The sequence below is a fragment of the Nocardia sp. NBC_00565 genome (genome assembly GCF_036345915.1).
In the GTDB taxonomy this organism is placed as follows: Bacteria; Actinomycetota; Actinomycetes; order Mycobacteriales; family Mycobacteriaceae; genus Nocardia.
Genome location: NZ_CP107785.1, coordinates 4,633,996 through 4,649,032 on the forward strand (window position 1 = coordinate 4,633,996; position 15,037 = coordinate 4,649,032).

General features: G+C 65.5%; 14 protein-coding genes. 8 read left to right on the top strand and 6 right to left on the bottom strand.

Translation table 11 applies throughout. From position 1 onward, the window contains the following. Positions 1-173 precede the first annotated feature (173 nt). The 3 genes from OG874_RS22065 (at position 174) to OG874_RS22075 (ending at position 3,365) form a co-directional block, all read left to right on the top strand. Complete coding sequence (locus tag OG874_RS22065) at positions 174-1,199, top strand: NADP-dependent oxidoreductase (RefSeq protein WP_330257010.1); 1,026 nt, start codon at positions 174-176, stop codon at positions 1,197-1,199. Positions 1,200-1,338: 139 nt separating this feature from the next. Continuing rightward, positions 1,339-2,361, top strand: a complete 1,023-nt coding sequence (locus OG874_RS22070; RefSeq protein WP_330257011.1) for a 3-oxoacyl-ACP synthase III family protein — start codon at positions 1,339-1,341, stop codon at positions 2,359-2,361. Then, a complete protein-coding gene (locus OG874_RS22075) occupies positions 2,361-3,365 on the top strand; it encodes a zinc-binding dehydrogenase (RefSeq protein WP_330257012.1) in 1,005 nt (334 codons plus the stop codon). The genes OG874_RS22070 and OG874_RS22075 overlap by 1 nt, the downstream gene beginning before the upstream one ends. A gap of 129 nt (positions 3,366-3,494) precedes the next feature. Here OG874_RS22075 and OG874_RS22080 read toward each other — a convergent pair whose 3' ends face one another. Beyond that, entirely contained in the window at positions 3,495-5,024 is a 1,530-nt protein-coding gene (locus OG874_RS22080; RefSeq protein WP_330257013.1) for a class I adenylate-forming enzyme family protein, read from the bottom strand. Then, complete coding sequence (locus OG874_RS22085; protein WP_330257014.1) at positions 5,014-5,679, bottom strand: hypothetical protein; 666 nt, start codon at positions 5,677-5,679, stop codon at positions 5,014-5,016. Before OG874_RS22085 ends, OG874_RS22080 begins: the two co-directional genes overlap by 11 nt. Before the next feature lie 402 nt (positions 5,680-6,081). Between OG874_RS22085 and OG874_RS22090 the strand changes: the two genes are divergently transcribed. Further along, positions 6,082-6,648: a DUF2165 domain-containing protein gene (locus OG874_RS22090; protein WP_330257015.1), complete on the top strand. Its 567-nt coding sequence runs from the start codon at positions 6,082-6,084 to the stop codon at positions 6,646-6,648. Between the two features lie 363 nt (positions 6,649-7,011). Here OG874_RS22090 and OG874_RS44805 read toward each other — a convergent pair whose 3' ends face one another. After that, positions 7,012-7,245 carry a hypothetical protein gene (locus OG874_RS44805; RefSeq protein WP_442943374.1) on the bottom strand — a complete coding sequence of 78 codons (234 nt, stop codon included), beginning with the start codon at positions 7,243-7,245 and terminating at the stop codon, positions 7,012-7,014. A 50-nt stretch (positions 7,246-7,295) separates the two neighbouring features. On the opposite strand from OG874_RS44805, the gene bfr reads away from it, so the two are divergent. Then, a complete protein-coding gene (bfr, locus tag OG874_RS22100) occupies positions 7,296-7,775 on the top strand; it encodes a bacterioferritin (protein WP_330257017.1) in 480 nt (159 codons plus the stop codon). Between the two features lie 473 nt (positions 7,776-8,248). Here the strand turns inward: bfr and OG874_RS22105 are convergent, their stop codons facing one another. The 3 genes from OG874_RS22105 to OG874_RS22115 all read right to left on the bottom strand — a co-directional run bounded on the left by OG874_RS22105 (position 8,249) and on the right by OG874_RS22115 (position 11,099). Next, entirely contained in the window at positions 8,249-8,686 is a 438-nt protein-coding gene (locus tag OG874_RS22105; RefSeq protein WP_330257018.1) for a hypothetical protein, read from the bottom strand. 87 nt (positions 8,687-8,773) lie between these two features. Continuing rightward, positions 8,774-10,066: an NtaA/DmoA family FMN-dependent monooxygenase gene (locus OG874_RS22110; RefSeq protein ID WP_330257019.1), complete on the bottom strand. Its 1,293-nt coding sequence runs from the start codon at positions 10,064-10,066 to the stop codon at positions 8,774-8,776. A gap of 424 nt (positions 10,067-10,490) precedes the next feature. Then, entirely contained in the window at positions 10,491-11,099 is a 609-nt protein-coding gene (locus OG874_RS22115; RefSeq protein ID WP_330257020.1) for a hypothetical protein, read from the bottom strand. Positions 11,100-11,288: 189 nt separating this feature from the next. Here OG874_RS22115 and OG874_RS22120 point away from each other — a divergent pair, with 189 nt between their 5' ends. The 3 genes from OG874_RS22120 to OG874_RS22130 are packed head-to-tail and all read left to right on the top strand — an operon-like array spanning position 11,289 to position 14,210. Beyond that, positions 11,289-12,143: a tryptophan 2,3-dioxygenase gene (locus tag OG874_RS22120; protein ID WP_330257021.1), complete on the top strand. Its 855-nt coding sequence runs from the start codon at positions 11,289-11,291 to the stop codon at positions 12,141-12,143. Continuing rightward, positions 12,143-13,366: a kynureninase gene (locus OG874_RS22125; RefSeq protein WP_330257022.1), complete on the top strand. Its 1,224-nt coding sequence runs from the start codon at positions 12,143-12,145 to the stop codon at positions 13,364-13,366. The genes OG874_RS22120 and OG874_RS22125 overlap by 1 nt, the downstream gene beginning before the upstream one ends. After that, positions 13,347-14,210, top strand: a complete 864-nt coding sequence (locus OG874_RS22130) for a PaaX family transcriptional regulator (RefSeq protein WP_330257023.1) — start codon at positions 13,347-13,349, stop codon at positions 14,208-14,210. The genes OG874_RS22125 and OG874_RS22130 overlap by 20 nt, the downstream gene beginning before the upstream one ends. Positions 14,211-15,037 lie beyond the last annotated feature (827 nt).

Consider the following 15,037-nt stretch of genomic DNA (forward strand, 5'->3'; position numbering starts at 1 on the left):
TCTGACCGATGTTTCTCGCGCGGCGACGTCATAGTCTCGGCGGTCCGGGCGGGCTGCAGGATTCGAAGGACCGGCCATCGGGCATCTGTAGGAGTTGGCCGACCGCGGAGGCCTATGCAGCGATGCGGTGGTTGTACTGCGCAGTGTCCGAATGTTCGCAGAATCGAGGTGTCATGGGCGAAAAGAACCGACGGTGGGTGCTGACACGCCGCCCCGAAGGAAACCACTACTCGGACGCGGTGGAGCTGGTGGACGGCGAGACGCCGGAGTTGATCGATGGCGACGTCCTCATCCGCAATACCTACTTTTCCCTGGACGCGGGTACCCGAATGTGGATGGGTCCACGGGAGGACTCCTACTCACCGCCGACACCGTTGGGCTCCCCGATCATCAGCACGGTGCTGGGTTCGGTTGTGACGTCACGTCATCCGGACTTCCGAAACGGGGATCTGGTTCGCGCCTATGGCCAGTGGGCCGACTTCTCGGTGTCGCGTCCCGACGAGGTATACGTCGAGCGGGTCAGTCGGCAGCTGGACGATCCGCGCCAACATCTCGGCGTCTTCGGCGCCAACGGGTGGACGGCGTACCTGGGCGTTCTGGAGTATGGCGCGGCGCAACCAGGTGAAACCCTGGTCGTCTCGGCGGCGTCCGGGGTGACCGGCGCGCTCGCCGGACAGATCGCGAAGCAACATGGATGCCGGGTTGTCGGTATCACCGGTTCGCCGGAGAAATGCGACTGGCTGACCGAAGAACTCGGATTCGACGCGGCGATCGACCGCGGAGCCGAGGATTTCGAGCAAACGCTGCGAAACACCTGCCCGGACGGTATCGACGTGTACTTCGACAACGTCGGCGGCGCGATCCTGGACAGCGTACTGGGAAATATGGCGCTGTTCGGCCGCGTCGCCGTCTGTGGCCTGCTGGTCCACTACGACCAGGACGAGCCGATACCCGGGCCGACCCGTTTCGACCAGATCCTGATGAAGCGATTGACGATGCGCGGCTTCTTTTCCCCCGACTTCTACCATCGCGGTCCGGACCTCAACCGCCGGATGCGCCCCTGGTACGAACAAGGCAAACTCCGCATGACCTTCGATGTCACAGCGGGGTTGGAGAACACGCTGGACGCCTATTCGAAGCTGTTCACCGGAGCCAAGATCGGCAAATCACTGGTCCGAGTAGGCGAACCGGACAGCTGATCGTTGAAGGTGATTTCGATCGGCTCGTATCTCGAGGCGGTCCGGTTATGCGGCCGCCACCGATGCGCCGGTCGCCGCGAGTTCAAGGTACAGCCACAATATTCCGCCGCTTCCGCGCCGGGATCTCGGAGGAGTTCGATTGACATCGATAACAGCACGCCGCGGCCGCCTCGCGCGGCCGGTCGGTATCGTCGGCACCGGGCTGCACATCCCGCCTCGGATAGTGACGAACGAGGAACTGGTCGAAGGGCTCGACACGACGGACGAGTGGATCAGAGCTCGCACCGGAATCGCCGAACGCCGTTTCGCCGACCCGGAATCGGCAACCTCCGACCTGGCTGTCGAGGCGGCGCGGGAGGCACTGGACGCCGCGGGTATTCCAGCGACGGCTCTCGACGCCATCATCGTCGCCACCTTCACCCCTGATCAACCGCTTCCGGCCACCTCGTTGACGGTGAAGCAGGCACTGGGCGCGTCCGGTGCCATGCCCCTCGATCTCACCCAGGGCGCGTGTGCCGGCGGAATCTACGGATTGGTGGTGGCCGCGCACCTGATGCAGAATCCGGCATTCAGCAATGTGCTGGTCATCGGGGCCGACTGCGCCTCTCGCGCAACCGATCCACAGGATCGCACCACTCGGGTGTTCTTCGGCGACGCGGCCGGCGCCGTCGTCCTCGGGGCCGCACCCGCCGGATTCGGTCTGCTCGCCTGGGACACCGGCGATGAACTCTCGCACGCGGTGGGGATTCCCGCGGGCGGATCCAGGCTGCCGTTTTCCGAACCCGTGCTCCATGACCGCAACCACTACCTGCAGATGGACGGGAAGGCCGCATGGAATGCGGCGACCGGCCATCTGCCACAGAGCATTCGAGCGGTCGCCGCCCGCGCGGAGGTGTCGCTGGACGAGGTCCGGCACTTCCTGCTGCATCAGGCCAACTTCAACATCTTGGCCGACGTCATGAAGCAGCTAGATATACCCGCCGACCGCGTTCCGCTCACCGTGGACCGGCTCGGAAACACCGCCTCCGCCAGCATCTTCACCGTGCTGCACGAGCGTATGACCGACTCCATCGACCACGGCGACTATCTGATCCTGTCGGCGATCGGAGCGGGTTACCTCTGGGGATCACTCTGCTTCCGGCAGCATCTGAGCGCCGACTGATGCTCGCCGCCGCCGCCTTGGCTACCGATGCCGACGACCCACTGCGCTGCCTGCACGTCGGTGCCTGGGCGCCGCCGACCGTCGATGACGACGACTGGACAACCATCTCGGTGGTCGCGGCCGCGTTGAACCATCACGACCTGTGGACGCTGCGCGGAGCGGTACCCGCGAAGCAGCGGTTGCCGATCGTACTCGGCTCCGACGCGGCGGGCATCGACGACGACGGCAACGAAGTGATCGTCTATCCGGTCATCGGTGACCGCGCCGCGGGCAATGGCGACGAGACGCTCGATCCCGATCGTTCGGTGCTCAGCGAAGTGTTCGACGGTACCCTCGCCGAGCGACTCGCGGTACCGCGACGCAACCTCGTTCCGAAACCACCGTCGATGTCCTTCGAAGAGGCCGCGTGCCTGCCCAGCGCCTGGCTGACGGCATACCGGATGCTCTTCGAGCGGGTATCCCTCGCCAGCGGCGATATCGTCCTGGTCCAGGGTGCCGGCGGCGGAGTGTCCACGGCACTCATCGTGCTCGGCTCGGCCGCCGGTTATCGGATGTGGGTAACCAGCCGCACCGAACAGCGCCGCCAGGCGGCCGAAAAACTCGGCGCCGAAACAACTTTCGCACCGGGAGCCCGGCTCCCACAGCGAGTCGACGCGGTGATGGACACCGTCGGCGCGGCCACCTGGTCACATTCGATGCGCAGCGTCCGCGACGGCGGCCGCATCGTGGTGAGCGGAGCGACCAGCGGCGCGCTCCCGCCCGCGGAATTGACCCATGTCTTCTACCGGCAGGTGAGCATCGTCGGCTCCACTCTCGGTACGCGCGATCAGTTATCGGAGCTCAGCCACTTCTGTGTCGCCCACGGGATAACGCCGGTCATCGATCGGGTACTTCCGCTGACTCGTGCCCATGCGGGATTCGCGGCGCTGGCAGCGGGTTCGGTGTTCGGAAAGATCGTCATCGCGGTGCCGGGCACAGCTGCCGAACATGCCGATCGATCATGATGTCGCCAGATCGTCAGCCGATGATGTCGGCGCCGGGGTGGGCAAGGCTCCATTCCGACCATTTCGAGAGATAACCGTCTGGGGTTTCGATGATGCCGGCCGGAGCATTCCGAGTCGTCGTCGCGTCCATTACGCACCGTCGATCTCCGCCGCCAGCATCGACGCGATCTGCGTCACCGCCGGTTTCCCGTTCAGCGTGACGGGCAGTTCCGGCCAGATCGCGATATGCGCGGGAACCGCAGCGGCAGGCAGCACGCGCACGAGTTCTCTGCGGAGCTCGGCCGCCTCGACACCCGCGCGAGCCAACACCGCGACAGCGACCGCCGTGCGGCCGTCCACGCGCACCCCCACCGCGACCGCATCGACAACCCTGGGGGATGCGGCGAGCGCGCTCTCGACCTCGGTGGGCCACACCCGGTTCCCGTCATCGAGCGTGATCACCCGTGATCCACGGCTCTTGATGTAGACGTAGCCGTTTGCGTCCTGATAGCCGAGGTCTCCGGTGTACACCACCGTCTGGCCCGGAAAGGCGCGGTGAGTACGCAGTTGGGTCGCGGCCAGTTCCGGCTGGCCGAGATAGCCGTGCATGATCCCCGGACCAGTGTGCGCGATCTCGCCGACGGTCCCGACCGGTGCCAGTGTTTGCTCATCGCTGGCGATGAACAGCGCGGACCCCTCGACAGCCCGTCCGACACTGTCGATCCGATGCCGGTGCTCCGGCGCATTGATCGGGAAGTGCGTCATCTGCCGGATCTCGGCCTGTCCGTATATCTCGAAAACGCGGACACCGGGAAGACGGGCGAACAGTTGCCGCAGACGCGAACGCGGCATGTGCAGTTCGCCGGTGAAGATATAGCGCAGCGTCGGCACATCGCCGAACAGTGGCTCATCGTCGGCACGCGCCGCTAGCTCGGCCGTCCACATCGGTGTCGCCCCACCCAGTCCGGTGATGCCCGACCGCTTGATCACATCGCCGAGTTCCTTGCCCCTGGCTCGACTCAAATGCAGTGCGGCGCCGGTGAACAGCGCGGTGAAGATCTGCACGAGCCCGAGATTGCTGCCGAAACCGACGATGCACAGGAGCCGGTCGCGCGCCGTGATGCCGCTCCCGGCGATCTGCACGTCGGCGAAGTGCTCCAGCCCCCGGCGAGTGCCGAGGACGGCCTTCGGCCGCCCGGTCGATCCCGAGGAGAAGTGTGCCTCCGCAATGCCGGGAAAAGCAGCCGAGCCGGTGCGAACCCGACCCTCCGACAAATCGAGGCCGCCGGGCCGCACTCGGATCGGCGGGAATGCGGCCCGGTCGTCGTCGGTCAGCAGCCCGGCGCCGAACTCGTCGACGAGCACACCGACCGGATCCATCCGCTCGATGAGCCACCGCCTATCGTGCGGCGAAAACCGTTCACTCAGAAAGCAGAACGCGGCACCTTCCAGCAGCAGCGCACAGATCACCGCGACGGATTCCGGGGTCTGCCGGGCGAGTATCGGCACCAGGTGGCCCGGGCCGACGCCGAGGGCGGCAAGCCGCCTGCGGTACTGGCGGATCGCCACTCGCAGCTCACCGAATGTCATCACGCGCGGGGGCGTGTGTTCTTCGTCGACGACAGCGGGGCGGTGGTCCGGCCAGGTGGCCAGTGCGGTCGCGAGTCGTTCACCGAACATGCGGCCCGGCCTCTGTCGTGCGGGCCGGACGGGCGTGTTCGGGAATCGTGTCCCAGGTGGCGAGGGCTTGCTCGATGAGCTCGGTGTCGGAACTCCAGCCATATTCGCCCGCGATCCCGCTCACCACGCCCGGTCCGGGCTTGTTGATCGGGCGGGTCCAGTCTTCCTCGGTTCCGGTGTCGCCCTCCACCATTCGCGCCTTCGCCATCCCGTATTCGAAGTCGTAGAAGCGAATTCGGAGATGCCGCTTGCCCACTGGGGGTCCGAGCCCTTCGAACCGGGTCTCGTCGCCCATATCCGTGACCTGGTGCAGATAGTTCGGGTAGTCCGTGTGCAACCACTCGGTGTGTACCGGATCGAGCGAATTCTCCTGGCACTGCAGCCAATTGCACGGCAGCTCGGCGATGGAGATGTCACGCACCGCCTCGTCCCACACCAACGGCGCCCAGTAGCGATCGATCAGCCCCAATCGCCCACTGCGATCACGGAACAACACCAGATCTTGGCCGAGTAGGCGCACCTCTTTCGTGCGCAGCGGGTTGGCATCCAGTTCCGCGGCGGGTGCGATCGGATGCCAGTAACGACGCATCAATTCGCCCATCGGGGTTCCGCTACCCACCCGCACGAGGCGGTCGTTGTCGGATGATTTCAGCATGGACACCCTCGACTCTTCCGAGCGGTACCTGACTCAATTAACGTACCATTATATAACGGCACACTCAATAGGTTCGAGAGGTTCGCCGGCCCGCGGCACAGCGTCGACCCACCGGCCCGACGCGATCGATTGCACTTGGTAGGCAACGACTTTCAGCGTGCTCGAACCACCACGGCTGCTGGGCCGCTGCCTCGATCTCGTGCGGCGGCTCGGGGATCGGGAAGTGCTGGCAGAAGGCGATTGAGGTCATGGCGCGATGCGGCCGGCCCGCCGGAGTCTGTGCTCGGCTCGTTGTACTGTTCGCGTCCAGGGCTCCTGCCCTTCCCAACCATGAAGTCTCCCGGACTCACCGGAGTGGCTCGGATGGTCGAACATGGATCCAGTCGATCCGAGGAAGGGCATATGAAACTTAGCGGCACAGGGATTCTCGACGTTGTGGGTAGCCGTCGGATGGCGGTGGCGGCGTTGGCAACGATCACCGGGTTCTACTATCTGTTCGTCGCGTTCACCAACTGTGTGGACACCAAAACCAACCGAAACGCGGTTGGCGCTGTGCTGTCGATGAAATCGACGATCCACAATGCCGGAACGGATTGGCGAGCGATCACCAACAGCAACGTCGCCCTCGTCGCCTACATCCTGATCGTGACGTGGGAATTTCTGATCGCCTTCGCGCTGTTGGCGGCCGCGGCGGTGTGGGTCCGAGTACTGACAGGACGGCCGCGGCGACTTCGAGCCGGCCTCGATGTGGCCGTGAAGCTGTCGAGCCTGGGCTGGACCATGGCAATGCTGCTGTTCGCGGGCGGATTCCTCACGGTCGCGGGTGAATGGTTCCGGATGTGGGCCAATAAGGAGGTGAACGCATCATCGGCGGCGCTGCAGAACTTCCTGATCGCCGGCGTCGGCCTGGTGCTCGTTCACCTTCCGGAGTCGACCACATCGCGGGACACACCCGCCGAGCAGGGGTGAGCCCCGCTCCGCCGCACCGCACCACAGGCAGCTGACGAATCCGCCGCCGAACGGACGGAGTTTCTGGGGCGGCCGTCTTCGTTCGCGGACGGCCGTTTCGGGAGTCACGGGCAGCTCGGGAATCGGTGACCGGGCGAGGCCCTGGATGTTGATCCTAGCGACCGCGTCGTCGAAGGCGTCGTGGGCGGATGCGAACCGGCTGAGGGCGCCCCGCCAGGTTTTGCGCCCGGTCAGCTGCACGAGGGCGGTCCCCCAACCAAGAATTGACCGCACCGCTCCCATCGCCATCACCACCATGGTTCACAGACAGCCCGTCGCATGTTATACATTAGGGGAGGCTTACCTCCTTAGGTGAGGCTGGCTTCACTGAATTGCAACTACCGCTGTTGAGGCCACCGTGTACATCTGTATCTGCAACGCCGTTTCCGAAGAGGATGTACACGACTGTGTCTCGGCGGGCGCCAACTCCACCAGGCAGGTGAAGAATGCTTGCGGCTGGAAGCCGGGCTGCGGCAGCTGCACGGCACGACTGGCCGAGGTGATCGGCCGGGCTCGCGCGTCGGTCGGAGCCGAGTCCTCGGCAGCCTGATTCGACACACGCGCCCCTTTGACCGCCGCTGTGGGTGATCTGTGCCACGATCACACCCATGGAAGGCGACAAGGACATCCTCGCGCTGCTCAATGAGCAGCTGACGGCCGAACTCACGGCCATCAACCAGTACTTCCTGCATGCCAAGATGCAAGAGAACTGGGGCTTCACCAAGCTGGCCAGGCACACTCGGCACGAATCCATCGACGAGATGAAACACGCCGAGATCCTCACCGACCGGATCCTGTTCCTCGAGGGCCTGCCCAACTATCAGAAACTCAACCCGCTTCGCATCGGACAGACTGTGCCCGAGCAGCTGCAATCCGACTTGCAGATCGAGATGGAGGCAGTAGAGCGACTCCGCCGGGGCATCGACCTGATGCGTTCGCGCGGCGACGTGACCTCGGCCCGCATCTTCGAAGAGATCCTCCAGGACGAAGAGCAACACGTCGACTACCTGGAGACCGAACTCGACCTGGTCGAGAAGCTGGGCGAGCCGCTCTACCTCCAGCGCTTCACCGACGTCCCCGAGGACTGATCCGCACCGGGTCGCTGAGGACCTCGGCGACCCGCTTGCGCCCAGCTTCGTCATGAATATCACCGTTCGGCGTCGCCCGGCGAGTGCATGTCGAAGACTGGGCTACCGGATATCCGGCCCACATTCGTACTACCGACGGCTAGCACGCCGCCATCGCACAGCACCACAGCCCGTTGCAGATGGCGTGGCACGGCTCGGCCGAATTCGCCCGCCGGAGTTTGGTCGGGCGCACCCTCGCCACCCTGACTCGTCTGTCGGCGAGCAGCGTCGCGCTGTACATGTACTCCGGCATGCCGATCCGATGCGCTCCGGGAGACGGTGCGGTGCGATCGGGCTCGGTCCGCGGCAGGTCGGCGGTGGCGTCATAGGCCCATGACAGGTCGGCGCCGGCGAAATCCGAGAGCCACGTCGGGCACGGCGGAGGTGGGGTTTCGAAGTTCCAGTAGTCCTGCCGCAGACCGACCCGGCCGTTGTTATTGGAAGCTCGGCACGATGGTCGCGGTGATGGTGTGGATCGTCCCGTCGGGGATGACGAATGTCTCGGTGATGTCCACCGTCAGCAGGCGGATACCGGCGATGCCGGAGTCGAGCAGATACCGGGCGGTGACCACATCACCGGACTCCGACATGCTGATGTCCCGGATGTCTTGAATCACCGAATACTGCACGCCGTGGTTCAAGTCCTGGGTCAGCTGCGGTCCCGAATAGCCGGTTTGCAGTCCCGCCTCGACGCGGGTCGCGTCGGGCGCGAACGGCACGGCGCTCGCGTCGTGCGAGACAAGTGCGTCGATATAGGCACGGGCGATCGCCTCGCGCGGCGTATCCACCGGATCCGAACCCGCCGCGGCGATTCCCGCTCCGGCATGCACCACAGCCAACACCGCACCCGACAAAACTACAACACGTTTCATTCCCATCCGTCGATGGTGTCCCGTGCGCCGCTGCCGCGCAACTGTCGCGTTTGCTGGTTCTCCCCTGCGCGCCGAGGACCTACTGGTCTAGCGATCTGGCAGCGGGGGCAGTTCGAGGTTTTCGCGGAAGGTGGCGCCGAGGTAGTCGGTGCCGACGATGCCGCGGCGGCGGAGTTCGGGGAGTAGGCCGTTGGTGACGAAGTCGCGGGTTCGGGGGTCGGCGAGGCCGCCGAGGGAAATGACGTCGAGAACTTCGGCGCGGTAACGCTCTTCGATGGCGTCGGCGAGTTGTTCGGGGGTGCCGGCGGCGGCCCAGTGGCCGGTGTCCTTCGCGGCGATGATGAGCTCGCGCAGGGTCCGGCCCGAAGCGGCGAGTTTGGTGAAGATTTCAACGCGGCCGCGGCGCCGGTTCACCGAATTCACCTCCGGGAGTAGGTGATTCGGGATCGGCCTGTCCAGCGGCAGCTCCGAGAGGTCCACGCCACCGCCCAGCATATCCGCCAATCGGATGCGGCCCGCGTCGAAGTCGGTCGCTTCGGCCTCCTCCCGCACCAAGCGGCGGGCCTCCTCCTCGGTGGCGCCATAGGTGGCGTGGAACGAACTCATGATCAGCGGAAGTCCTTCCGCACGACCGAGTTCGGCCGCCCGCGCACGAATCGTCTTGGTATAGGTGACCGCATCCTCGAGCGTCGGCAACGAGGTGAACACCACTTCGGCGAAGCGCGCACCGAGCTCGACACCACCCGCGGACTGCCCGGCCTGAAACTGCACCGGCCTGCGCTGCGGCAGCGGCGGAATATTCAACGGTCCCCGCACCGTGAAGTACCGACCGGCGTGATCGATCGGCCGCACCAGCTCCGGATCCAGAATCGCCCCACCGCGCCCATCCGAGGTCAGCGCACCCGGACGCCAACTGTCGAACAACGCGTTGACCACTTCCAGCGATTCGGTCGCCCGCGCATACCGTTGCTCCGGACTGGGCAGTTCCTGATCACCGTAATTCTCTTCGCCCACCGACGAAGTGACCACATTCCACGCGGACCGCCCGTTGCTGATGTGGTCGAGCGTCCCGAACAATCGCGCGAGGTTGTACGGATGATGGAAGGTGCTGGTCACCGTCGCGATCAACCCGATATGCGAAGTCACCGCACTCAGCGCCGACAGGAATATGAGCGGTTCCTGCGCACCGATGGCCCCCTGCGCGCCGAAGCTCAGCAGGTCCGCGGCGAACAGCGCGTCGAACTTGTTCGCCTCCGCGATCTTCGCGATCTCGATCGAGGACGCCACCGTCGATTCGGCCGAATCGATCGCGGCCGCATAGACACTCACCGCACCGCTGACCCCGGTGACCGTCTTCAACGGACGTCGTGCAGAACTCATCGCTTCCCCATCCGTCCGACCAGCACCGGGCGATCCGCGGTCCTGCCACCGAGTCAACCGGTTCGGCGTTGCCGCCGAACAGGTTTGCGATCAGTTCGAGTACAAACCCGATCGGCTCTGCAGCACGAACTCCCATCCTTCTCGATTCCTTCGACGAGGACTCCATCTTCGGACAGCGCGGCCTGCTCGGATTGGACGCGGCGCAACAATTCCGCGACGGTCGGGCCCGGCTCCAACCGAATACGGACCGGAACCGTGTTGATGAACAGGCCGATGGCCGATTCCACCCCGGCCAGCCCCGCCACCGACGCTCCCCCAGTGCACCGATGACGGGACAACGGTCACCTCGTCGGCAAGGTCGGTCATTCGACGCGACCGCCACCAACTGGCAGTTCTTCGCCGAACTCCGCCGCCGACGTGCGGGTCAGCGCGAGGTGGCCTTGCCGCCGGTCGGAGTGACCGCGAACCAGGTTCCGCCGACGCCCTGGCCGAGGAGGTCACCCGGCTTCGTATCCTTGGCGAAGTAGTACACGGGCCAGCCGCCGATGGTGATCTGGCAGGAGCCGTCGGCGCGTTCGATGAAACCGACGATTTGCGGGTCGACGCCCGCGGCGTAGAGCGACTGGTCGCGGGAGATGGTCAGCGGGGGCCAGGTCACGGCGCATTGTCCGGCGCAGTTGGAGGCCGACGGGTTCGCGGTGTCCTTGTCGAATCGGTACAGCGACCGCCCGGATCCGTCCGATACGTACTGTCCGATGCTCGCGTTGCTGGCCACATTCAGCTGCACCGCGTTCGCGGTCCCGGCGGGGGCCGCGCCGCCGTAGATCTTCAGCCAGCCCTGCGTCTTCGCTACCGCGGGGGCCTGTCCCGCCGCGGGTGCGGACGCGGCGGACACCGCGGTCGATGCCACCTGCGCGGCGGGCGTGGGCGCGCCGTCCTTATCACTGCCACAGGCACTCAGCAGGCCCGCGAGTACGACCGCGGCTGCCGCGACCGATACCTGGGCACGCTGAAAACTTTTGGCTGAACTCATGTTTCGCATCCTCCATCGTTTGTCGATGCGGCACACCGCATCTCGTCCCCCTTACTACGAACTACCGCGACCATCGGTTCACACAGTGTGCGCCGTCACTACATTCCGCCGAAGTTACATCGTTCTAGCGTCCGTCATGATTATGTAATATGATGGTTCGGATACCGCAGTACGACGATGAGGCTCCTGATGACCCCGAACCACAAAACGCCTGCGCTAGAACAGGACATCGTCACCGATTTCGGCTCGCGCATGAGCTATGGCGCTTACCTCGATCTCGATACCCTGCTCAGCGCCCAGCATCCGGTCAGCCGACCGGAGCGGCACGACGAATTGCTGTTCATCATTCAGCACCAGACCACCGAGTTGTGGCTCAAGCTGGTACTGCACGAAATACGGGCCGCACGTGCGGCTTTGGATGCCGACGACATCGGTGTCGCACTCAAGGGCATCGCACGGGTGAAGCACATCCAGCAGACCCTGACCGAGCAGTGGTCCGTGCTGGCGACGCTGACGCCCACCGAATATGCCCAGTTCCGTGACTTTCTCGGGAATTCGTCGGGCTTCCAGTCCCATCAATACCGTGCCATCGAGTTCATCCTCGGCAACAAGAACGCGGCGGTCCTGCCGGTCTTCGAATCCGCTCCCGCAGCGCACGAGGAGCTGGCCACGCTCCTACGCGAGCCGACCCTCTACGACGCGCTCTGGCGACACCTCGCCCGCACCGGGCTCGACGTCCCCCGCTCCACACTGGACCGCGACGTCACCGAGCCGCACGTCCTCGACCCGGAGCTACTGACGCTGGTGCAGTCCATTTACGAAGCCCCGGAACAACATTGGTCGACCTACGAGGCCTTCGAGGAGCTGGTCGACCTCGAGGAGAACTTCCAGCTGTGGCGATTCCGGCATCTGCGCACCGTGCTGCGCGTCATCGGAAGTAGCGGCGGGACAGGCGGATCCAGCGGTGCCGGGTTCCTGCGACGCGCACTCGACCACACCTTCTTCCCCGAACTGTTCGCCGTGCGCACCTGGACCGGGCATTGATGACCGACTTCGCCACACGCGCACTGGAACTCGACCGCAGCGATCCGTTGCGCGACTATCCCGCGCTGTTCCTCGGTAGTGACGACCCACAGGTCGTCGCCTACCTCGACGGCAATTCCCTCGGACGTCCCACCAGGGCGACCGCACGACGACTCGCTGATTTCGTCACCGCCGGGTGGGGTGGTCGCCTCATTCGCGGCTGGGACGAGCAGTGGTTCGATCTGCCGCTGACCATCGGCGACCGCATCGGCGCCGCGGTGCTGGGCGCGGCCGCCGGGCAGACCACGGTCGGTGACTCCACGACCGTGCTGCTGTACAAGCTCGCCCGCGGCGCGCTGGCACTGCGGCCCGATCGCACCGAGATCGTGCTCGACCGGGACAACTTTCCTACCGACCGCTATCTGCTCGAGTCGATATCGACCGAGCTCGGACTGACGCTGCGGTGGATCGAACCCGATGCTGCCGGTGGCGTCAGCGCACGCGATGTCGTCGACGCCGTCTCCGAACGCACCGCACTCGTCGTGCTCAGCCATGTCGCCTACCGGTCCGGATATCTCCTCGACGCCCCCGCGATCAGCGCCGCCGCCCACGATGCCGGAGCACTGCTGCTGCTCGACCTGTGCCATTCGGTCGGGTCGGTGGAGATCGAACTCGACACGTGGGCAGTCGATTTCGCGGTCGGCTGCACCTACAAATACCTCAACGGCGGCCCCGGTGCGCCCGCATTCGCCTACGTCGCCGCGGCACATCAGGCCGAATTCGGGCAACCGATCTGGGGCTGGATGGGCCGGGAGAACCCGTTCGAGATGGCACAGGGCTACGTCCCCGCCGCCGGGATTCGACGGGTGATCAGCGGCACGCCCGCCATCGTCGGCATGATCCCGATCCAGGACACCCTCGACCTGATCGAGGAAGTCGGTATGACGGCCGTGCGGGCGAAGTCGGTGGCACTCACCGAATTCGCTCTCGAACTCACCCGGAGCTGGCTGCTCCCACTCGGGGTCCAGGTGTCCTCGCCGCTGGACGCCGCTCGCCGAGGCGGACACGTGACGATCGATCATCCGCGATTCCGGGAGATCACCGCACGACTGTGGCAACGCGGCGTGATCCCCGATTTCCGTCCGCCCCAAGGGATACGACTCGGGCTGAGTCCGCTGAGTACGACATTCGGCGAAGTGTTCGCCGGAGTGAGCGCTATCCGCGATGAACTCGCCGCGCACTGACCGAGCGATCGCGGGCGCGGTCCTCGACGATCTGGATGCCCGGCCGGGTAGCGCGACATCCCTGGCTCGCACGGTGCTCGGCGCATTCGTCCGCGACCTCGGCGGATGGATCGCGATCGCGGACTTCACCGAACTGCTCGCCCTGCTGGGCGTTCCAGCGCAGACCACCCGCACTACAGTGACCCGACTGAAGGGCAAAGGCGTGCTGCGCGCCGAAAGTCGCGGCGGGCGTAATGGTTACGCCCTGACCGACGCCGCGATCGCGATGTTCGAGCGAGGCGACCCGCGAATCTTCGGATTCCGCCAGATGACCCCGGAGGACGGGTGGCGACTGCTGTCGTTCGGTATCCCGGAATCCGAACGTGCTGCGCGACACCAGCTTCGGCGACGACTGTCCTCGATCGGCTGTGGCACGGCGTCGGCGGGGCTGTGGATCTACCCGGAGTATCTCGCGGCGGAGGCAGCCGCGATCGTCACGGCACTGGAACTCGACCGCTACGTGACCTCGTTCCGCGCCACCGACCCCGCCGTTCCCGGCACACTGCGGGAGGCCGCCGCGCAGTGGTGGGACCTGAACGATCTGGCGGCCAAGCACCGCGGCTTCCACGAACAGCATCGCCATATCCTCGACCTCGACGACACCAGCGACCGAAATGCCTTCGCGCACTTCATCCCGATGCTCGACGAGTGGCGGATCATCCCCTATCTCGACCCCGGACTGCCCGACGAGATGCTGCCCCACGACTGGCCGGGACCCGCCAGCGTCCAGTTGTTTGCCGAGGCTCGTCAGCGCTATCTCGAACCCAGTCGGCGGTGGGTGCGAGCGCTGGTCGAAAAGCCTTGAACATGCCCAACACTCGCCAGGCGACGCCAGGGTGATCGGCACCGACGCGGCGCCGCTATAGCGGGCCCACGGGCTACGATCGTTCGCGCGACTGCACCGAAACTTCGAGCATTCGATGCGAGCGGACGGACGCTGGACGATCCAGCCGACACCGAGGTGCACGACCTCTTCGCGGACCTGAATGCGCGCTGGATGTTCGCGATCGCCCAGATCACGCATGCGATTCAGCTGACGGTGTACCCGCGCCGGATCACGGAGTTTCCCAATCGAGGGAGGCCGATTCGCGGGCTCAAAATCACCCCGATTCGAATCACTGACCTCACGCGCCCTTGTCGCCGGTCTCGAGCCGACCGACCGCTCGGCCACGCCGATGCCTGCCGGCTCTCCGAGAGGAAACGCGTTGTCTCCACTTGCATTTCGGACGACGCCTGCCCGCGGCCGGCCGCGACTCCCGGCGTAGGATGGGTCCGGCTGATCAGCCCGCCGGCGATCATCGTAATCCGACAGCTCGCCAGCACGACCAGCTTCCTGCCCGAACGCCTGCTCGCGGCACCGGCCACGGTCGTCGATGCCGCAATCGAGTCGACCCGATACGGCACACTCCCGGAAACGATTTCGGTATCGATGCAGCGAACACCTTCGCCGGAATCCGCGGTGTGGACGGCGAACTCGCGGCAATGCCCCTCGCCACACGCGGACGCTCGGCCCGGACCCGAATTCAGTTGTCCAGCAGGACGATCAGCATGGCCGCGGCGCAACCGCGGACCACTCCCCGCCGCGTCGGCGGTAGGCCCGAGTGACACTGCGCACCGGCAGCGGCGAGGCCG